Origin of the sequence: Streptantibioticus rubrisoli (genome assembly GCF_024436055.1) — a bacterium.
Classification (GTDB): Bacteria; Actinomycetota; Actinomycetes; order Streptomycetales; family Streptomycetaceae; genus Streptantibioticus_A; species Streptantibioticus_A rubrisoli.
Window position 1 is genome coordinate 11,882 of sequence record NZ_JANFNH010000003.1, and the last position, 18,912, is coordinate 30,793.

15 protein-coding genes and 1 pseudogene are annotated in these 18,912 nt (G+C 70.7%); 5 read left to right on the forward strand and 11 right to left on the reverse strand.

Features of this window, described 5'->3' with window-relative positions; genetic code table 11:
* Nucleotides 1-257: 257 nt before the first annotated feature.
* The 8 genes from NON19_RS05015 to NON19_RS05050 form a co-directional block, all read right to left on the reverse strand.
* Nucleotides 258-1,652, reverse strand: coding sequence for a sensor histidine kinase (locus NON19_RS05015; RefSeq protein ID WP_255925387.1), 1,395 nt, complete (start codon nt 1,650-1,652; stop codon nt 258-260).
* Entirely contained in the window at nt 1,649-2,353 is a 705-nt protein-coding gene (locus NON19_RS05020; protein ID WP_255925388.1) for a response regulator transcription factor, read from the reverse strand. Before NON19_RS05020 ends, NON19_RS05015 begins: the two co-directional genes overlap by 4 nt.
* A 154-nt stretch (nt 2,354-2,507) precedes the next feature.
* Complete coding sequence (locus tag NON19_RS05025; protein WP_255925389.1) at nt 2,508-3,626, reverse strand: ABC transporter ATP-binding protein; 1,119 nt, start codon at nt 3,624-3,626, stop codon at nt 2,508-2,510.
* An 83-nt stretch (nt 3,627-3,709) separates the two neighbouring features.
* The gene (locus NON19_RS05030; RefSeq protein WP_255925391.1) at nt 3,710-4,591 is read right to left on the reverse strand and encodes a carbohydrate ABC transporter permease; all 882 of its coding nucleotides are present in this window, start codon (nt 4,589-4,591) and stop codon (nt 3,710-3,712) included.
* Nucleotides 4,588-5,991, reverse strand: a complete 1,404-nt coding sequence (locus NON19_RS05035; protein ID WP_255925392.1) for a carbohydrate ABC transporter permease — start codon at nt 5,989-5,991, stop codon at nt 4,588-4,590. The genes NON19_RS05030 and NON19_RS05035 overlap by 4 nt, the downstream gene beginning before the upstream one ends.
* 11 nt (nt 5,992-6,002) lie before the next feature.
* On the reverse strand, nt 6,003-7,346 hold the full coding sequence (locus tag NON19_RS05040) for an ABC transporter substrate-binding protein (RefSeq protein ID WP_255925393.1): 1,344 nt from the start codon (nt 7,344-7,346) through the stop codon (nt 6,003-6,005).
* A gap of 34 nt (nt 7,347-7,380) precedes the next feature.
* Nucleotides 7,381-9,108 carry a glycoside hydrolase family 13 protein gene (locus tag NON19_RS05045; protein WP_255925394.1) on the reverse strand — a complete coding sequence of 576 codons (1,728 nt, stop codon included), beginning with the start codon at nt 9,106-9,108 and terminating at the stop codon, nt 7,381-7,383.
* Nucleotides 9,109-9,577: 469 nt separating this feature from the next.
* On the reverse strand, nt 9,578-10,846 hold the full coding sequence (locus NON19_RS05050; protein WP_255925395.1) for an ABC transporter substrate-binding protein: 1,269 nt from the start codon (nt 10,844-10,846) through the stop codon (nt 9,578-9,580).
* A gap of 296 nt (nt 10,847-11,142) precedes the next feature.
* Here NON19_RS05050 and NON19_RS05055 point away from each other — a divergent pair, with 296 nt between their 5' ends.
* From NON19_RS05055 to NON19_RS05065, 3 genes are all read left to right on the forward strand, one after another.
* Nucleotides 11,143-11,646 (forward strand): PadR family transcriptional regulator, encoded by a 504-nt coding sequence (locus NON19_RS05055; protein ID WP_255925396.1) that lies wholly within the window; start codon nt 11,143-11,145, stop codon nt 11,644-11,646.
* Between the two features lie 74 nt (nt 11,647-11,720).
* Nucleotides 11,721-12,449, forward strand: a complete 729-nt coding sequence (locus tag NON19_RS05060) for an ABC transporter ATP-binding protein (RefSeq protein ID WP_255925663.1) — start codon at nt 11,721-11,723, stop codon at nt 12,447-12,449.
* A gap of 4 nt (nt 12,450-12,453) precedes the next feature.
* Entirely contained in the window at nt 12,454-14,763 is a 2,310-nt protein-coding gene (locus NON19_RS05065; protein ID WP_255925397.1) for an FtsX-like permease family protein, read from the forward strand.
* A gap of 176 nt (nt 14,764-14,939) precedes the next feature.
* On the opposite strand, the gene NON19_RS05070 is transcribed toward NON19_RS05065, so the two are convergent.
* Nucleotides 14,940-15,215: a hypothetical protein gene (locus tag NON19_RS05070; protein WP_255925398.1), complete on the reverse strand. Its 276-nt coding sequence runs from the start codon at nt 15,213-15,215 to the stop codon at nt 14,940-14,942.
* A 118-nt stretch (nt 15,216-15,333) separates the two neighbouring features.
* Between NON19_RS05070 and NON19_RS05075 the strand changes: the two are divergent.
* Nucleotides 15,334-15,982, forward strand: a pseudogene (locus NON19_RS05075) (SDR family oxidoreductase).
* 353 nt (nt 15,983-16,335) lie between these two features.
* On the opposite strand, the gene NON19_RS05080 reads toward NON19_RS05075, so the two are convergent.
* Entirely contained in the window at nt 16,336-16,710 is a 375-nt protein-coding gene (locus NON19_RS05080) for a hypothetical protein (protein ID WP_255925399.1), read from the reverse strand.
* The gene (ctaD, locus tag NON19_RS05085; RefSeq protein ID WP_255925401.1) at nt 16,707-18,464 is read right to left on the reverse strand and encodes an aa3-type cytochrome oxidase subunit I; all 1,758 of its coding nucleotides are present in this window, start codon (nt 18,462-18,464) and stop codon (nt 16,707-16,709) included. Before ctaD ends, NON19_RS05080 begins: the two co-directional genes overlap by 4 nt.
* Here ctaD and NON19_RS33300 point away from each other — a divergent pair.
* Nucleotides 18,348-18,734 carry a DUF4291 family protein gene (locus NON19_RS33300; protein WP_255925402.1) on the forward strand — a complete coding sequence of 129 codons (387 nt, stop codon included), beginning with the start codon at nt 18,348-18,350 and terminating at the stop codon, nt 18,732-18,734. The genes ctaD and NON19_RS33300 overlap by 117 nt on opposite strands.
* Nucleotides 18,735-18,912 lie beyond the last annotated feature (178 nt).

Here is an 18,912-nt window from a genome sequence, read left to right on the forward strand (position 1 = left end):
CTTCCAGTGGTCCGGCTCCAACGGTGCGAAGCGTCAGATCGCATGGGTACGCCGTGGGTGCGCAGCAGTGTGCCCGAGCGATGGTTAAGAAATGGTTCACGTCCGGATGAGCGGCGCCGACGCGCGGAGAGCTTCACCGCGGCCGAGCCACCCGGCCAGGGTGCGTGGCGGGAACGGGGCAGACGGGGGCAGTGCGTTGGGAGATCGGCCGACACCCAGGTGGACAGGGCATGTTCGGGGTCGCGCCGTGGTGCGGGTCAGCGATCGCCGGAGTGCGGCGCGCTGTTCGGATCGGCGCCGCGGTCGCGGCCACGGCGCGCCGCGGGCAGGGTCAGCCGGGCCGTCAGGCCGCCGCCCGGTGTCTCGTCCAGCTCGGCGGTGCCGCCGTTGGCGGTGACCAGCCGGTGCACGATGGCCAGGCCGAGTCCGGTGCCGCGCGCCTGCGGGTTGCCGAAGCGGCGGAAGGCGGTCGCTCGCGCCGTCGCGCTCATGCCGGGTCCGTTGTCGACCAGGGACAGCCGGACCGTGTCGCCGTGTGCCGTGCCCTCGATCCGTACCCGGCCGCCTTCGTGGATCGCGCCGAGCGCGTTGGCGATGAGGTTGTCGAGCACCTGCTCCAGGTCGCCCGCTCCGGCGGAGGCGGTGAGCCCGGTTCGGCAGTCGGCGAGGAGCTCGATGCGGCGTTCGCCGGCCACCGGTTCCCAGGCGGCCACCCGCTCGGCCACGACCTCGTCCACCCGGACGGACACCGGGCGCGGAACGGTGTGTTCGGCCCTGGCCACCGCGAGGAGCCCGTCCACCAGGCGGGACAGCCGGGCGATCTCCCCCTGCGCGCTGGACAGTTCCGCCGCCGTCTCGCCGTCCGCGTCGGCGGCGAGCAGGTCCAGGCGCAACCGCAGTGCGGTGAGCGGGGTGCGCAACTGGTGCGATACGTCGGCGACGACGGCGCGGTGGCCGTGCACCAGGGCCTCGGTGCGACCGGCCATGGTGTTGAACGTGGCCGCCAGCCGCCGCACCTCCGGCGGCCCGCCCGCGTCCGGAACCCGCGCGTCGAGCGCGCCCTCGCCGAGCCGTCGAGCCGCCACGTCGACGACGCGCAACGGGCGGCTCACCCAGCGGGCCAGCCACACCGCCACCGCCACGGCGGCACCCAGACCACCGAAGCCGATCAGCGCGGACCAGCCCCACAGCACCATGATGCGGTCGTTCAGCGCGTCGGTGGAGCGGCTGAGGACAGCCACACCCTTGGCGTCGGAGTCGTCACCGATCGGTACCACGATCGTCAACCGCTGACCGTCCTCGATCGTCCGCGGCTGCGGATGTGCCAGCACCGAAGCCACCAACCGGGAGGCGCCGCCACTGGAGACGGAGGCGCACGGGACGGAAAGGATCGCCGTGCCGAAGGAGTCGTAGACGGTGGCGCAGTCGCCTCGGCGCCGGGCCTCCGCCAGCAGGTGCCGTGCGGGCGCCTCGGAGCGGTGGTCGGACAGGTGCTCCTCGGCGGCGGAGGCGATCGACCGCGCCATGGCCGCCGACTGCTCCCGGAACGAGGTCTTCTCGCGCTCCGTCATCAACAGGCCCAACGGCACCACCGCCAGCACCAAAAGCACGGTGATCAGCGCGAGCACGGACAGCGCGATGCGCCGGGTCACGACGACGGGCCGACTTCGGCCAAGCGGAAACCACGCCCGTAGACCGTCTCCACCAGCCCCGGCACACCCAACTTGCGGCGCAGTGCCGCCATGTGCACGTCCAGCACCTTCGTCGGGCCGTACCAGTGGGCGTCCCAGGCCCGCTCCAGGATCTCCTGCCGGGCCACCACCCGGCCCGGGTCGGCCGCCAGGCAGTGCAGGATGTCGAACTCCTTGGGCGTCAGCGCGATCTCCCGCCCGTTGACCGAGGCCTTGCGGGTACGCGGATCGACGACGAGCGGACCGTGGGCCAGCACCTCGGGTGCGGACGGGCGGATGCGCCTGAGCACCGCCCGGATACGCGCGAGCAGTTCGGCCAGGCCGAAGGGCTTGACCAGATAGTCGTCCGCCCCCTCGTCCAGGGCGGCCACCCGGTCGCCCTCCTCGCCCCGGGCGGTCACCACGATGATCACCGCGTCGGACCGGCGACGCAGCAGACGGCAGATCTCGAAGCCGTCCACGTCCGGCAGACCCAGGTCGAGCAGGATCACGTCCGGCACCGGGCTGCACACCAGCGCCGCCCGCCCGGTGTCCACGCTGCGGGCCTGGTAGCCCGCCCGGTCCAGGCCGCGCACCAATGACCCCGCGATGCCCGAATCGTCCTCAACGACCAGCACCTTGAGCACCTCAGTGCCCGCCCCGGAACCGATGCCTTGCGCCATGGCCGTCAGCCTAGGCTGCCCGGAAGGCGCGTCTGACCAGCGGTCCGCGAGCACCCCGGCTGACACGGCTCGCCCGGGAACCTTTGCCCGGCCGACGTGGAACCGGCCGTCGGTAGGAGGGAGGGCCGCCGCATGGTGCTGGTAGTAGGCGGTGTCAGTCGCTGAGGCGTTCGCCGGTTGAGGTGGAGAAGACGTGGATCTCGCCCGCGCGGGGTACGACGTGCAGGACTTCGCCCTTCATGGGGACGTGGCGGCCGCCGACGCGGACGACGATGTCGGTGGGTGTTCCGCCGATCTCGGCGGTGCCGTAGACGTATCCGTCGGCGCCGAGTTCCTCGACCACGTTGACGGTGACGGCGACGCCCGCGGGTTCGTCCTTGGCCAGGGAGGCCGCCTCGCAGCCTGCGATGTCGAAGTGTTCGGGTCGCACCCCGACGGTGACGGTGCGGTCGCCGCCTTCGGCGGCGGCGGTGAGGGCCTCGCGGCTGACCGGGACGATGCTGTTGCCGAACGTCACTCCGCCGTCGGTGATGGGTACTTCGACCAGGTTCATGGCGGGGGAGCCGATGAACCCGGCGACGAACAGGTTGGCGGGGCGGTCGTACATGTTGCGTGGGGAGTCGACCTGCTGGAGCAGGCCGTCCTTGAGTACGGCGACGCGGTCGCCCATGGTCATGGCCTCGACCTGGTCGTGGGTGACGTAGACGGTGGTGGTGCCCAGGCGCCGCTGGAGCCCGGCGATCTGGGTGCGGGTCTGTACCCGCAGTTTGGCGTCGAGGTTCGACAGCGGTTCGTCCATCAAGAACACCTGCGGCTCGCGCACGATGGCCCGGCCCATGGCGACGCGTTGCCGCTGGCCGCCGGAGAGTGCCTTGGGTTTGCGGCCGAGGTACTCGGTGAGGTCGAGGATCTTGGCGGCTTCCTCGACCCGGGTGCGGATCTCCGCCTTGTTCACCCCGGCGATCTTGAGTGCGAAGCCCATGTTGTCGGCGACGGTCATGTGGGGGTAGAGCGCGTAGTTCTGGAACACCATGGCGATGTCCCGGTCCTTCGGCGGCAGGTGCGTCACATCGCGGTCGCCGATGCGGATCGCGCCGTCGTTGACGTCTTCCAGGCCCGCGAGCATGCGCAGGGATGTGGACTTGCCGCATCCGGAGGGTCCGACGAGTACCAGGAACTCGCCGTCCGCGATCTCGATCTCCAGTTTGTCGACGGCGGCCCGCTCGGCGCCGGGGTAGCGGCGGGTCGCCTTGTCGAACGTGACAGTGGCCATGGTGCGGTGATCCCTTCACCGGCAGGAACGTGCCGGACGATCCGAGTGGGGGTTGGGGTGGGTGCTCTGGCCGATGGCCGCCGCTACTTCACCGCGCCCGCCGTGATGCCGCTGACGAACTGGCGCTGGAAGGCGAAGAAGACGGCGAGCGGTATCACCATGGACAGGAAGGCCCCGGAGGAGAGCACGTCGATGTTGTCGCCGAACTGACGGGTCTGCTGCTGGAGCGCGACGGTGAGCGGGGCGGAGCCGCTGTTGGCGAAGATCAGCGCCACCAGCATGTCGTTCCAGACCCACAGGAACTGGAAGATGGCGAGCGAGGCGATGGCCGGGCCGCCCAGCGGCACCACCACCCGGGCGAACAGCCGCAGTTCGCCCGCGCCGTCGAGGCGACCCGCCTCCAGCAGCTCGCGCGGTATCTCGGCGAAGAAGTTGCGCAGCAGGAAGATGGCGAACGGCAGGCCGAAGGCGGTGTGGAAGAGGATGACACCGACCAGGCTGCCGAAGATGCCGAACGTCGCGTACAGCTTGGTGACCGGGATCAGCGCGACCTGGATCGGGACCACCAGCAGGGCTATCAGCAGCAGGAACAGCCAGTCCCGGCCGGGGAACTCCAGCCAGGCGAAGGCATATCCGGCCATCGCGCCGATCACGATGACCAGCACGGTGGCGGGAACGGTGATCAGCACGCTGTTGAGCAGGGCGTGGGTGATGGTGCTGTTGCCCATCAGATCCGCGTAGTTGTGCAGCGTCAGCTGCGCCGGGTCGGTGAAGACCCGCCACCAGCCGGTGGTGCTGATGTCGGCGGGACCGCGCAGCGAGGAGATCAGCAGGCCGACCGTGGGGACCAGCCAGAAGACGGCGGTCAGCAGCAGGCCGACACGGACCGCGCCGCTTCCGGCCCGGGCGGCCAGACGGGCGGCCGGGCCGGGACCGCGCCGGGCGGGGGTGTCGATGGCGGTCACCGGGTGCGCTCCTTCCGGAAGCGGCGGATGTTGAAGAAGACGGCGGGCAGTACCAGCACCAGCAGCAGCACTCCGAGCGCGCTGCCGACGCCTTGGTCGTTACCGCCGCCGAAAGAGGCCAGATAGAGCTGGAGGGCAAGGACATTGGCGTCCTGCTGGGTCGAGCCCGGTGCGATGACATAGACCAGGTCGAAGATCTTCAGCACGTTGATGACCAGCGTCACCAGCACCACGACGAGCGTCGGGGCCAGCAGCGGGACGGTGATACGGCGGAAGACCTGCCATTCGTTGGCGCCGTCCATCCGGGCCGCCTCCAGCAGTTCGCGCGGTACTCCGGCCAGCCCCGCCGCGATGAGCACCATGGCGAAGCCGGTCCACATCCACACGTAGGCGCCGATGATGGACCAGGTGACCAGGGTCGGGCCGAGCCAGGTGACGCCCTGGAACTGGGCGGTGAAGTTGGCGGCGGGCAGCTTCAGTTGTACCGGCCCCGTGCCCAACGTGCCGGCTGGCAGCACGAAGGTGCCGTCGCGGCCGGAGGTGGCGGTGGCGACGGTGTGGCCGCCGCGCACCGCCTGCACCTGGACCCCGGCCAGGGCCCTCTCGCCCGGGTCGATCCGCCCCGGGGTCCCACCACCGCCGGGGGTGAAGTCCAGCCAGACGGTGCCGCACACGGCGCCCGTCGGGCAGTGGGACGGCACGGCGGCCTGCCGCGCCCCGGAGAGGGTGGCGGGCGGGATGCCGACCAGCGGCAGCGCCGCCGCCGTGGTGCCCGGGGCGATGGTCGCGGTGGTGACGTAGCCGCCGCCGGAGGGGGCCAGACCGCCGCCGATGCGCGGCTTGGCCCCCGGGTAGGCGGACGCCTTGGCGAACGTGTCGTGCACCCCGACCACCACCGCGTTGGCCACGCCCTTGCCGGGGTCCTGGTCGTACACCAGCCGGAAGATGATTCCGGCCGCCAGCATCGAGATGGCCATCGGCATGAAGACCACCAGTTTGAAGGCGGTTCCCCAGCGGACCCGCTCGGTCAGCACCGCGAAGATCAGCCCCAGACCGGTGGCCACGCTGGGCGCGACCACCACCCACAGGGCGTTGTTGCGCAGCGCGGTCAGCGTCTGCGGGTCATGGAAGACGCTGGTGTAGTTGCCCAGGCCCACGAAGTGGGTGAAGCCGTCCGCACCGAACAGGCTGCGCACCGCCGTCCAGCTGATGGGGTACACCACCAGCGCCCCCAGCACCACCAGTGCCGGAAGCAGGAAGCAGGCGGCGGCCCACGGGTGGGCACCGATCGCCGAGCGCGCGCGGCGGGCGGTGCGCCGCCCCCCGCGTCGGGGGGCGGCGGTGCCGGACCGGGGCGGCGGTGCCTGGGAGGTTGCCGGGGGCGCGGTCTGTGCTGCCATCAACCGTCACCTCAGCCCGCGTTGGCGAACGCCGCGGCGGCGTCCGCCTCCAACTTGCGCTGCGCACCGGCCACGTCCGAGGGGTTGGCCAGGAAGTCCTGCAGGTCCTTCCACTCGCCTTGGCCCTTGGTGCCGCCGAACGCCGCCGGGGCCTGGTCGGACATGTCGAAGCGGAAGTTGTCGCCCGCGGCCGTCAACGACTTGGCCAGGGACCGCTCGGTCTCGTCGGGGTAGGCCGACAGGTCCAGGGACTTGTTGGGGGAGATGAAGCCGCCCTGCTCAACCTCGGTGCGTGCGGCGTCGGTTGAGGCGAGGTAGGTCAGCAGGGCCTGGGCGCCCTTGCTGTTCTTCAGCGCCACGGCGACATCGCCGCCGACGACCATGGGGGCCTGGCCGCCGTCCACCGCCGGGAACGGGAACACCTTGGCATCGGTGCCGATCTTGGCCTTGGTGTCACTGGTGATGTTGGTGGCGACGAAGTCGGCTTCGTAGACCATGGCGGCCTTCGCGGGATCGGCGAAGGTCTGGTCCACGGAGGCGGGGAACTCGGTGGCCAGGGCGCCGCGCGTACCACCGGCGAGCAGGCTGGGCTTGCCGAAGAGCTGACCGAGGGTGGTCAGGGCCTTGCCCACCGAGGGGTCGGTCCACTTGATCTGGTGCTTGGTGAGTTGGTCGTACTTGGCCGGACCGGCCTGGCTGAGGTAGATGTTCTCGAACCAGTCGGTCAGCGTCCAGCCGTCCGCGCCGCCGACGGAGACCGGCGGAGTGCCGGAGTCGGATATGGTCTGCGCGTCCTTGAGGAACTCCGACCAGGTGGTCGGTGGGGTGGAGACTCCCGCGGTGGAGAAGGCCTTGGTGTTGTACCAGACCGTGGACTTGTCGGCGGCCTTGAAGTACACCCCGTACTGCGTGCCGTTGTAGGCGCCGAGCTTCTGCCAGCCGGTGCTGTAGTTGCCCTGGAGCTGCTTCTCGACGGCCGCGTTGACGGGCTTGAGCCAGCCGGACTTGGCGAACTGGGCCAGCACACCGGGCTGCGGGAGGAACGCCACGTCAGGCGCCGCACCGCCTTGGATCTTGGTGCCGAGGAAGGTCGAGACGTTGTCGCCGGTCGGGACGAAGTCGGTCTGGGCGCCGGTGAGTTGGTCGAACCGCTTGATGACCTTCATGAAGTTCTGCTGTTCCGGCCCGGTCCACACCGCGGCCACCTCAAGGTGCTGGCCGTGCAGATCGGGAAGGTTGAGGTTGGAGGCGGTGGCGCCGCTGGGGGAGGAGGAGTTGGCGCCGCTGCCGCCGCAGGCGGTGGTCAGCAGGGTCAGGGCGCAGGTGGTGGCCGCCAGTGCGACGGTTCTTTTCATGGGGTTCTCCTGACTGGTGGAGTGCGGTACGGGATCAGGGGGTTGCGGTGACCCACCAGGCGGCCGTGTTGCCCGGCAGGGTGCCCGGCGGGCAGGGGCGGCTGGCGAGCAGCGGGGCGCCGTCGACCGGGGCGGGCACCGGCTGGGCGCCGAAGTTGACGGCGCACACCAGGCCCTCGCCACGCTCGAAGGCGAGCACCTGCGGCGGTGAGTCGAGCCAGCGCACCGGCCCCTCACCGAGTTGGGGCAGACCATGCCGCAGGTGGAGCGCGTCCCGGTACAGGTGCCAGAAGGACGTGGTGTCGACCAGCGCCCGCTCGGTGGTGTGGTCGGCGAACCAGTCCGGCTGGGGCAGCCACGGCCGCGCCGGGGCGTCGCCCGCGGTGAAGCCGAACGGGGAGGCGTGTCCGGACCACGGCAGCGGCACCCGGCAGCCGTCGCGCACCTTCGCCCGGCTGCCGGTGCGCCGGAATATCGGGTCGGTCAGTGCCTCGTCCGGCAGGTCGACGACCTCGGGCAGGCCCAACTCCTCGCCCTGGTAGATGTAGGCGGCGCCGGGCAGCGCCAGCATCAGCAGGGCGGCCGCGCGGGCTCGGGCGGCGCCGAGGTCGGCCAGGTCGGCGCCGTCGGCGGGAGCCGGTGCGGCGTAGCGGGTGACCGACCTGACCTGGTCGTGGTTGTTGAGGACCCAGGTGATGGTGGACCCGGTCCCGGCGATGTCACGCAGCGCGTCGGAGATGACCCGTTGGAAGGCCTCCGCGTCCCAGGGCGCGGTCAACAGGTGGAAGAAGAATGCCTGGTGCAACTCGTCGGGGCGTACGTAGCGGGCGTGTTCGGCCGCGGTCGGCACCGACACCTCGCCGACCAGCAGGCGCTCGCGCCCGTCCCGTGCGGTGTACTCCTCGCAGATCGCCCGCCAGGCGCGCCACACCTGGTGGACTTCCGGCTGGTTCCAGGCCAGCGGGTTGACCGAGTCGCGGGAGCGTTCGTCCGCCTCCGGGTCGGGCGAGTCCGGCAGGTCGGGGTGCTTGTACAGTCCGGCCGCGACGTCGATGCGGAAGCCGTCGACACCGCGGTCGAGCCAGAACCGCAGCGCCTGTTCGAAGTGCTGCGCCACGTCGGGGTGGCGCCAGTTGAAGTCGGGCTGCTCGGGCGTGAACAGGTGCAGGTACCACTCTCCCGGGGTGCCGTCGGGCTCGACGACGCGGCTCCAGGCGGGACCGCCGAACATCGCCCGCCAGTTGTTGGGCGGCAGTTCGCCGTCCGCGCCGCGGCCCGGGGCGAAGTGGAACCGGCCGCGCGCCGCGCTGCCCGGCCCGTCGGCGAGTGCCTGCTGGAACCAGGGGTGCTGGTGCGAGCAGTGGTTCGGCACGATGTCGACCAGGCAGCGCAGGCCGAGCCGGTGAGCTTGGGCGACCAGGCGGTCGAACGCCGCCAGGTCGCCGTAGACCGGGTCCACATCGCAGTAGTCCGCGACGTCGTAGCCGTGGTCGTGCTGCGGTGAGGGATAGAACGGGGTGAGCCAAATGCCGTCCACCCCAAGGCGCTTGAGGTACGGCAGTCCGGCCGCGACGCCCGCCAGGTCGCCGATGCCGTCGCCGGTGCTGTCCAGGAAGCTGCGGATGTAGACCTGGTAGATCACCGCGTCGCGCCACCAGTGGTGGGGCGCCCCCGGCGGCGTGCTGTGGGTGTCCGGGCTGTGCAGCGGCCCGAACCGCGCTGTCGCTCTTGGCGGGTTGTCCTCGACCGGCGCGCCGATCATCCGTCACCATCCTGGCCCGTCGTACGGCCCCCACTGGGGCCGTCGGTTGTTCTGTTCGCCCAGGCGGGGCGCCGATCCGTTCTCCGGGGATGGACGCGCGAGCCGGGCTGCCGCGCGGTTGCGCGATGTCCCCGGGGCCGGTGATCTCACCGGACCGCCGCGAGGTGCATGCATGTTATGTATAGCTGTCGAGTAGATGTCAACGGTGAAAACAGAGATTTCCTGGCTCAGCGGCGGCCCAGGTCATCCGGCCAGGCCCGCGGGGATGCATGACGGGCAGGTGTCGGCGGTGTTGCGAGGCGCTTTCGCACGCCAGCGGACGGCGTCCGGGCGTGCGGGGCGTCCGGGCGTGCGGGGCGTGCGGGGCGTCCGGGCACGCGGGGCGTACGGGCATGCCTCAAGGCCAACGGTCCCGGCGGGACGGTCGGCCTTGAGCGGAAGGCGGGACGACGGGCGGCGTCCGCCGCCGTCAGGGATCCCGGAGGATCGCCTTCAGGTCCTGCGCCAGCGCGGCCGTCGCCGCCGCCGGTGACCGCCGCAGGGTGAGGGCGTCGTGCACCTCCCCGGCCACCGCCAGGCTCACCTGGTCGTACGCCGGGCTCTTCGGGCGGGGCTTGGCCGACAGGATGCTCTGCCGCAGCACCGGCAGATACGGGAACCGCTTGATCAGCGCGGGATCGGTGTACAACTGGGCCCACACCGGCGGCAGCGAACCCTTGAGCAACACCTGGCGCTCGTTGTCGAGCCCGGTCAGGAACCGGATCAGCGCGCGGGCGGTCTTCTGGTGCCGTGAGTAGCTGCTGACCGCCAGGTTGGAACCGCCCAGCGAACTCGACCCCGGGCCGTCAGGGCCGGGCAGCGGCACCACGCCGACCTTCCCGGCGACCTTCGAGCCCTGCGCCTCGGCCAGGCCGTACGCGTACGGCCAGTTGCGCATGAACAGGTAGCCGCCGTTCTGGAACGCCTGCCGCGACTCCTCCTCCGTGAAGCTGAGCGACTCGCGCGGAATCCAGCCCTGGCGCACCCCGTTGACCAGGAAGTCCAATGCCTGCCGGGCCGCCGGTGAGTCGACGGCGACCTTCCGGCCCTCGTCGGACAGGATCGCCCCGCCCGCCGACTGCACCGCCTCCGCGTAGTTGACGGTGAGCCCCTCGTACGGCAGCAGCTGCGCCGCGTAGCCCTTCAGCCCGTACCTGGGCGCCACCGTCCGCGCGTCCGCCGCCAGTTCGGCCCAGGTGCGCGGCGGCGGCAGGTGCGCCTGGTCGAGGACGTCCTTGCGGTAGTAGAGCATTCCGGCGTTGGTCACGTAGGGGACCGCGTAGAGCCGGCCACGGAAGGTGGCCGTGTCGACCACCGGCTTGAGGAACTTCTCCAGCGGGAAGCCCTGGGCGTCCAGCGGGGTGATCCACCCGGCGGAGGCGAACTCCGCGGTCCAGGCCACGTCCATGTTCAGCACGTCGTAGCGGTCGCTCTTCGCCTGGAGGTTGCTGATCATCTGCGCCCGCACGTCGTCGGCGGCGGGGGGCAGCTGGATCAGTGTGGCCTTCTGGTCCGGATGGGCGGCGTTCCACACCGCCAGCCGCCCCTGCAGATAGCCGGTGAGATCCTGCCCGGTGACCAGCGTCACCGGACCCGTTCCGTCGGCGTCGCCACCGCGCACCCAGCCCGAGGGCACGGCGCACCCGGCCAGCAGCAGCAACCCGGCCACCAGCCAGCATGTCACCCTGACCCGCCGCATGCGTTCCTCCAGCTCACCGCCGTCCTGCGGAAAGGCGGTAGTATTCGGTTATGTATACCTCGCATCTATGAGGGGGAACAGGGCATCGGTCCGCACGGCCGACCCCGAGGCCGACGCGGAGCCCGTTGCGGCGGACCCGCGCCCGACGGCGACGGCACTGGGGAGCACACGCGCGAGCCAGGGATGGCGCCGGGGGCTGGGCCGAACCATAACGCCCGCGCCGGGGTCTGTCATGGGTCGCGCGGTGACCGAGCGGAGATCGTGCCCGACCGGCACGTGAGGAGGAGTCGAGGCCCGTGCGCCTGCCCCTGCTGGCGCTTCTCGCCAAGGAACCCGCCCATGGTTACGAGCTCAAACAAGCCCTTGAGCAAACCTTCGGCGCGGCGTACCCTCAGCCCAACATCGGACAGATCTATGTCACTTTGGGGCGGCTTGAGAAGAACGGGCTGATCAAGGGCCAGGACATCGACCAGTCGAACCGGCCGAACAAACGGGTCTACGAGATCACCGACGCCGGGCGCGAGGAACTCGCCGCCTGGTTCGCCGAGCCGACCGAGGGACCTCGGGTACGGGACGAGTTCTTCATGAAACTGGTCCTGGCACCCGGCGCTGGCGGCAGCGACCGGCTCGCGCTGATCAACACACAACGCCGCCACTATCTGAACGTCATGCGGGGTCTTTCGCGGCTTGCCGCGCAGGACCGGGACAACCGCGTCGCACAACTGCTCATCGAGGGCGCCATGCTCCACCTGCAGGCCGACCTCGACTGGCTGGAGCGTTGTCAGGAGGAACTGGATTGAGCCGCTCGGGCCCCGACACCGCGCGCGTCGCCGCGACCCCGGACGCCGACCACGTCCTCCCGCCCGCCGAGGCCATGCTCTGGGCCCAGGACCTGGTCAAGACCCACCGCGGCGCGGAGACCGCCACCCATGCCGTACGCCATGTGGACCTGCGCGTCGACCGCGGCGAGTTCGTCGCGATCATGGGCCCCTCCGGAGCGGGCAAGTCCACCCTGCTCCACCTGCTCGGCGGCCTCGACCGCCCCGACAGCGGCCGGATATGGCTGGACGGGCAGCGGGTCGACGGTCTGAGCGAGGCCCGCTGGTCGCTGCTGCGCCGCCGGACGGTCGGGATTGTCTTCCAGTTCTTCAACCTGGTCACCAACATGACCGCGGCCGACAACGTGGAACTTCCCGCCCTGCTGGCCGGGATGTCCCCGCGGCAGGCGCGGGCGCGCCGTGAGGAACTGTTCGCCGAACTCGACCTCGAAGACCGGGCCCGCAGCACCCCCGCCGCGCTCTCCGGCGGTGAACAGCAGCGCGTCGCGCTGGCCAGGGCCCTGGTCAACGAGCCGGGCCTGCTGCTCGCCGACGAGCCGACCGGCAACCTCGACAGCCGCAACACCCGCGATGTGCTCCGCCTGCTGGCCCGCTACCACGCCAGTGGCCAGACGATCCTGCTGGTCACCCACGACGCCCGGGTCGCCAGCGGCGCCGACCGGGTGATCAGTCTGTTCGACGGCGAGATAGCCGACGACACCGCCTTGCATGCCCCCGCCGACGGTCCGACGACCGTCGCCGACGTGCTCCGGCTGAAGGGCTGACCGGATGCGCGCGCTGCTTCGCTGGGTACGGGCCGACCTGCGCGCCCACCGTGGCCAGGCCGCGCTGATGGTCCTGGTCACAGCGGTGATAGCGGTCTCGCTGATCCTGGCGAACGCGCTGTTGCGGGATGCCGCCAACCCCTGGCAGCGCATCTTCCTGCAGTCCCGTGGCGCCCACGTGTGGATCCACGTGCGTTCCGGCGCCGACACCGCACCGCTCACCCGCCTCGACGGGGTCACCGGGGTCGCCGGGCCCTACTCGACCGCCTCCGCCGACCTGGTGCGCGGCGCCGAGAAGGTCTCCCTCGAACTGCGCGCGGCAGGCCCGCAGCTCCCGTCGGTGGCCCGCCCGCTGGTGCGCTCCGGCCGGTGGCTGGACCCGGCCCGGTCCGACGGCATCGTGCTGGAAAGCTCGCTGGCCCGCGCGATGCGGGCGGACGTGGGCGGCACGGTCACCGTACGCGCCCGGGACGGCGCGACCCGGACCATGCGGGTGCTCGGCGTCGCCGACAGCGCGGACCAGGGCTCGTACCCGGACTGGACGCCAGGTCTCGGCTGGGTGCTGCCCACCGCTTTGGACCGCGTCGAGCCCGACCCGGCCCACATCCAGCAGGCGATCGGGTTGCGGCTGCGCGATCCGGGTTCCGCCGACTTCACCGCCCAACAGGCCGTCACCACACTGGGCAGCGGCCAGGTGACGCAGGTCACCACCTGGCAGCAGGTACGGTCCGCCATGGGCCAGGACAACCGGCTCCTGGGACTGCTGCTCGGGGTGTTCGGGCTGGTCGCGTTGGTGGCGGCGGCGCTGGCCACCGCGGGCGCCGCGGGCGGCCGGGTGCTGGCGCAGGTACGGGACATCGCCATGCTCAAGACCGTCGGGTTCACCCCGGCGCAGGTGGTCCGGCTCTTCCTGTACGAGCACACCGCCCTGGCACTGGCCGGGATGGCCCTCGGGGCGGGCGCGGCCAGCCTCTTCGGCCCACTGCTGCCAGGTGCGCTCGGGGAGGCCATGGGCGTGTGGCAGGCCGAACCCGCCCGCGCCGGGGCGCTGGCGGCAACGGGGGCCGGGGTGGTGCTCAGCATCGCCCTGGCCACCGCCCTCCCGGCCTGGCGGGCCGGGCGGATTCCGGCGGCGCCCACCGTACGAGCCGACCGCCCGGCCAGCGGGATCTCCCGACTGGCCCGCCTGGCACTGCTGTTGAAGCTGCCCCCGGCGCTGGCGTTGGGCAGCCGGGCGGCGTTCCACCGCCCGTTGCGCGCCGGGCTGACCGTTGCCCGGCTGGCCATCCCGATCATGATGATCACGGTGGCGTTGGGCAGTTGGGCCACGCTGGACGGCTTCCAGGACCATCCCCGGCAGTTGGGCCTGGCGGCGAGCCTGACCGCGCGCCCCAGCGGCATCGACGACGCGGCGGCGCGCCGCCTGCTCACCGAGCAGCCCGCGGTGGCGGCCGCCTATCCGGGAGCGGAGATACCGGCACTGGTGCCCGGAGAGACCACGACGATCACCCTGCGCGCACTGGGCACCGCCGACCATCCCTATCCGTTCGCCCTCGCCGCGGGCCATCTCATCCGCGACGAGGACGAGGCGGTGGCCGGGCAGGGGGCACTCAACCTGATGCACGCCAAGGTGGGCGAGTGGGTGCGGGTGACGGCCGGGGGGACTCCGCACATCCTGCACATCGTCGGCCGGGACATCGAGCCCGACCACAACGGGGAGATGCTCTCGGTGGACCTGGGCGCGCTGGCCGGGCCCGGCGGAACGCCCAAGGCGCAGTACTACGCCCTGGTGCTGCGCCCGGGGGCGAACCCGACGGCGGTGCGCACCGATCTGCTCGCGGCGTCGCACGGCCGCCTGGACGTACGCCCGGTGGCCAACCCGGCGGCCCAACTGGGCTTGGTCCGCGTGGTGGTTGTCGGCCTGGTCGGGGTCCTGACGCTGATCGGCCTCGCCGAACTGGTCACCGCGACCGCCTCCGGCCTACGCGACCACGTCCGCGACCTCGGCGTCCTGCGGGCCATGGGCCTGACGCCACGGCAGGTCACCGCCATCATCGTGACCAGCACCGCCCTGCTCACGACGGCAGCGGTGCTGGCCGGGACCGGGCTCGGGGTGCTGCTGTCGAACCGGCTGATCAACATGGAGGGCCAGGCGAGCGGCGTCGGTGCGGGCATCGCGCGGATGCCCGCACCGGAGACCCTGCTGATGGCCGGTGCCGTCGCGGTGGCCGTGGCGGCCTGCGTCTCGGTGGTCCCGGCCACCAGAGCGACCCGAGCCCGCATCACCGCCGCGCTGAGCGCAAACCGCACTTGACCGCCTCCGCGTGTCTACCGTCCGCACTTGACCGCCTCCGTGTGTCTACGGCGCCCGGCTGAGGCCCACCCGAGTCCGCATGTCACCATCACCGGCTGCTACAACGACGTCCACGGCCGCCAGCCGTCCTCTCGCGCGACGGATGTCGCCGACCGGTTCCTCACCGGGTGGCCGTGTCAGGCCGGTGCGGTGGCGGGACGGGTGGGGAACGGGAACAGGGCGCAGGCCAGGGCGACTTGGGCGGGGGCGGGCAGCGACAGCCGCAGACGGGCGCGCCGGGACACCGTCGGTTTGCGGTGCAGGAGCGCCGCCGGGTCCTCGGCGACGGCCCGCAGCCGTAGCCGGTAGAGGCCGGTGTACGTGTCGAGCGCGATAGCGATCGCCGGATGCAGCACCGGTGGCGGTGTTCGGTCGAACCACGCGTGGGCCCGGTCGGCGAGGCGACGCACCATCTCCTCGAAGGCCGGGGTGCTCCGCCCCTCCAGCAGGTCGTGCGGCGCACCCCGGCCTCGTGCAGTGCTTCGTCAGGCAGCGGCACATGGCCTCGACGCAGTCCATCCCCCGGTCGCGGTGGTCACCGGGGCGGCGCGAGGGATCGGGCAGGCGATCGTCGGCCGCCTCGCCGACGACGGCTACCGGCTGGTGCTCGGTGACATCGACGGGCAGCGGCTGCGCCGACTGGCCAGCACACTCGGCGCGCAGCACGCCGCCGTGCACGGATGCCGCCGGTGCCGACGGCGCGCGAGAGTTGGCCGCTGAGGCACGGCGCCGCTTCGGACGGCTGGATGTGTGGGTGAACAACGCCGCACTGGTGCCGGTTGGCCGACTGGACGAGCAGGACGCGGACTTGCTGGCCCGCACCTGCCACGTCAACCTCGCCGGGGTGGTGCACGGTTGTCAGGCCGCCGCACGCAGCATGTGCTCGCACCGGCGCGGGCACATCGTGAACATCGCGAGCGTACTGGCCGTCAAACCGCTGCCCGGAGTCGCCGTCTACAGCGCGACCAAGGCCGGTGTCGTGGCGCTCGGCGAGAGCCTGCGCCGTGAACTGCGCGGCCACGGCATCCACATCACGACCGTCCTGCCCTACATGGTCAACACCCCTGCGGCGGCGGGGATCCGGCCCCGGGTGCTGCCCGTTCCTCTCCGCACGTCAGCCAGTGCTGTCCCTGGCGGTCCGCTGCTTCCACAGCACGGTGGGCCGCCGCACAGCCCCTGAAGCCGTTGCGGAGTCGCAGCCGACCTGATTCGCCCCGGCGCTCCCGACGGCAGCGGTGAACCTGCGGCCGCCCGGTTTCGTGGAGAGGGCGGTGGACGCTCTTGACGGTGACGGGAGAGGCGATGCGATCCGCGCAGGACTCGGTGGGAACCGTTCTGGTGGCTGTGGCAACTGCGTTGACGGTCGTGGTGTTCGTCTTCTTGGTCGTCGACGCGGCGACCACCAAGATACCGCCGACGAACAAGCCCTCGGTATCGCACACGCGAGGGTGAAAGGCGACGCGGCCATGAAGTCAACTCGCCATCAAGACCTGCGTTGTTGGCCTTCGCGCCTTTCTGGCCTTCGCCGGGCCCTCAGCGTCGTGCCGCCAGCAGCGAGGTCAGTTCCGCCACTGTGCCCGCGGTGACGGCCACGGCCCCCAGTAGCAGGGCCACCAGGCGTGCCTTCTGCGATCGGTGGCGCAGGCTGTCCTGCTGCCGCCGTTCCTCGTAGCGGGAGGCCAGATGGTCCATGTGGTTCAGCCAGTCGGCGCTGTAGTGGCGGATGACGACTTGCCGTTGCGAGGTGGTCAGCCAGGGCATTCGGTCGGCGAATCGCTCGGCGAAGTGCTGGGCTTTTCCGATATAGGCCTGCTGGCACAGGTACGACTCGATCTCGTCGATGTTCAGTCCGTGGGACTGGTCGCGTCCGGACGGCTGCCAGTTGGGTTTGTCGGTGTTGGCGCTCACTCGTCGGTTCCTTCCTGTCCACTGCCCGGTTCGCCCGCCCGCTGCCCTTCCGCGCTGATGGGGGCGCGCACGACGTGCGGGCTCAACTCGCCTGCGGCGATGTCCGGGTGGTGGAGATCGAAGGCGGGGGATTCAGAGCGGATGCGGGGAAGAGTGAGGAAGTTGTGTCGCGGCGGCGGGCAGGAGGTCGCCCATTCCAGGGAACGCCCGTAGCCCCACGGGTCGTCAACGCCCACGAACAGCGCGTACTTGGCGGTCTTCCATACGTTGTACAAGAAGGGCAGCGTGGATGCGCCGAGGATGAACGAGCCGATGGAGGAAACCGTGTTGAGAGTGGTGAAGCCATCGGCCGCCAGGTAGTCGGCGTAGCGGCGCGGCATGCCCACCACGCCCAACCAGTGCTGGACGAGGAAGGTGGTGTGGAAGCCGACGAACAGGGTCCAGAAGTGGAACTTGCCCAGGCGTTCATCGAGCATTTTCCCGGTGAACTTGGGCCACCAGAAATAGAATCCGGCGAACATCGCGAAGACCACGGTGCCGAACACCACGTAGTGGAAATGGGCCACCACGAAGTACGAGTCGGAGACATGGAAGTCCAGCGGCGGCGCGGCCAGGATGATGCCGGTCAGACCACCGAACAGGAACGTCACGAGGAAGCCCGCCGCCCACAGCATCGGGGTCTCGAAGCTCAGCGACCCTTTCCACATCGTGCCGATCCAGTTGAAGAACTTCACACCGGTCGGCACCGCGATCAGGAACGTCATGAAGGAGAAGAACGGCAGCAGCACACCACCGGTGACGAACATGTGGTGCGCCCAAACGGAGGCGGACAGCCCCGCGATGGTGATGGTCGCGGCGACCAGGCCGATGTAGCCGAAGACCGGCTTGCGGGCGAACACCGGAATGATCTCGGTGATGATGCCGAAGAACGGCAACGCGATGATGTACACCTCGGGATGGCCGAAGAACCAGAACAGGTGCTGCCACAGCAGCGCACCGCCGTTGGCCGCGTCGAAGACATGCGCCCCGAACTTGCGGTCCGCCTCCAGCGCCAGCAGCGCCCCGGCCAGCAGGGGAAAGACCAGCACCACCAGCACCCCGGTCAGCAGCACGTTCCAGCAGAAGATCGGCATCCGGAACATCGTCATGCCGGGGGCACGCATGCAGATGATCGTGGTGATGAAGTTGACCGAACCGAGGATCGTGCCGAAGCCGGAGAAGGCCAGACCCATGATCCACATGTCCCCTCCCACCCCCGGGGAGTGAACCGCGTCGTTGAGCGGTGAGTACGCGAACCAACCGAAGTCGGCCGCGCCCTGCGGGGTGAGGAAGCCGCCGACCGCGATCAGCGAGCCGAACAGGTACAGCCAGTAGGCGAACATGTTCAGCCGGGGGAACGCCACGTCGGGCGCGCCGATCTGCAGCGGCATGATCCAGTTGGTGAAGCCCGCGAACAGCGGCGTCGCGAACATCAGCAGCATGATCGTGCCGTGCATCGTGAACGCCTGGTTGAACTGCTCGGTCGTCATGATCTGCAGACCGGGGCGGGCCAGCTCGGCGCGCATCAGCAGCGCCATGATGCCGCCGATGAGGAAGAACCCGAACGACGTCGCCAAGTACAGCGTGCCGATCGTCTTGTGGTCGGTGGTGGTCAGCCACTTCACGATCGCGTTGCCCGGCTGCTTTCGCCGTACCGGCGGCAGCACGGTGGCTCCGCCGACGGCAGCGCCGCTGGGCTCGTTGAGGATGCTCACTGCGCCACTCCCGGAACGCCATCCAGATGCTCGAATACCTGGGTCACCCTCCCATTGCGAGCCATTCGGGTCAGGCCACCGAACCGCGTACGGCCGGGAAATGAGCCTTTCGGCCCACTCGTATGCCCGGAGCGCTCCCCGCGCGGGGCGGCGCTGAACCACTACAGCGTCCAGGTCGGCATCGGCCGCCACCTGATCCGTACGTTCAACGACGACTGGATCGTCAGCCTCACCGATCTCACGCCCGGGTCCGCAAGGCCGCGGCACTGATGCAAACCGGGCACGCCGCCCAAGCCCAGCGGCTGTTCCCCACGGAACGCGCCTACCCACTGTCCCGGGCACTGGAAGGCCTCCTTTCGCCGGACCGGTGCCCGGTTCAGGCTTCCGGCGGTCCGACGATCACTCAGACGCACCCAAAAACGCGCGATCGCGACGCGAGCGGTGTGAT

Bases quoted from the DNA above. Each gene is read 5' to 3' on its own strand.
- NON19_RS05065 (WP_255925397.1), top strand. From the start codon at position 12,454: ATGCGCGCGCTGCTTCGCTGGGTACGGGCCGACCTGCGCGCCCACCGT.
- NON19_RS05020 (WP_255925388.1), bottom strand. From the start codon at position 2,353: ATGGCGCAAGGCATCGGTTCCGGGGCGGGCACTGAGGTGCTCAAGGTG.
- NON19_RS05035 (WP_255925392.1), bottom strand. From the start codon at position 5,991: ATGGCAGCACAGACCGCGCCCCCGGCAACCTCCCAGGCACCGCCGCCC.
- NON19_RS05070 (WP_255925398.1), bottom strand. From the start codon at position 15,215: ATGGTGCGTCGCCTCGCCGACCGGGCCCACGCGTGGTTCGACCGAACA.
- NON19_RS05025 (WP_255925389.1), bottom strand. From the start codon at position 3,626: ATGGCCACTGTCACGTTCGACAAGGCGACCCGCCGCTACCCCGGCGCC.
- NON19_RS05040 (WP_255925393.1), bottom strand. From the start codon at position 7,346: ATGAAAAGAACCGTCGCACTGGCGGCCACCACCTGCGCCCTGACCCTG.
- NON19_RS05045 (WP_255925394.1), bottom strand. From the start codon at position 9,108: ATGATCGGCGCGCCGGTCGAGGACAACCCGCCAAGAGCGACAGCGCGG.
- NON19_RS05050 (WP_255925395.1), bottom strand. From the start codon at position 10,846: ATGCGGCGGGTCAGGGTGACATGCTGGCTGGTGGCCGGGTTGCTGCTG.
- NON19_RS05060 (WP_255925663.1), top strand. From the start codon at position 11,721: ATGCTCTGGGCCCAGGACCTGGTCAAGACCCACCGCGGCGCGGAGACC.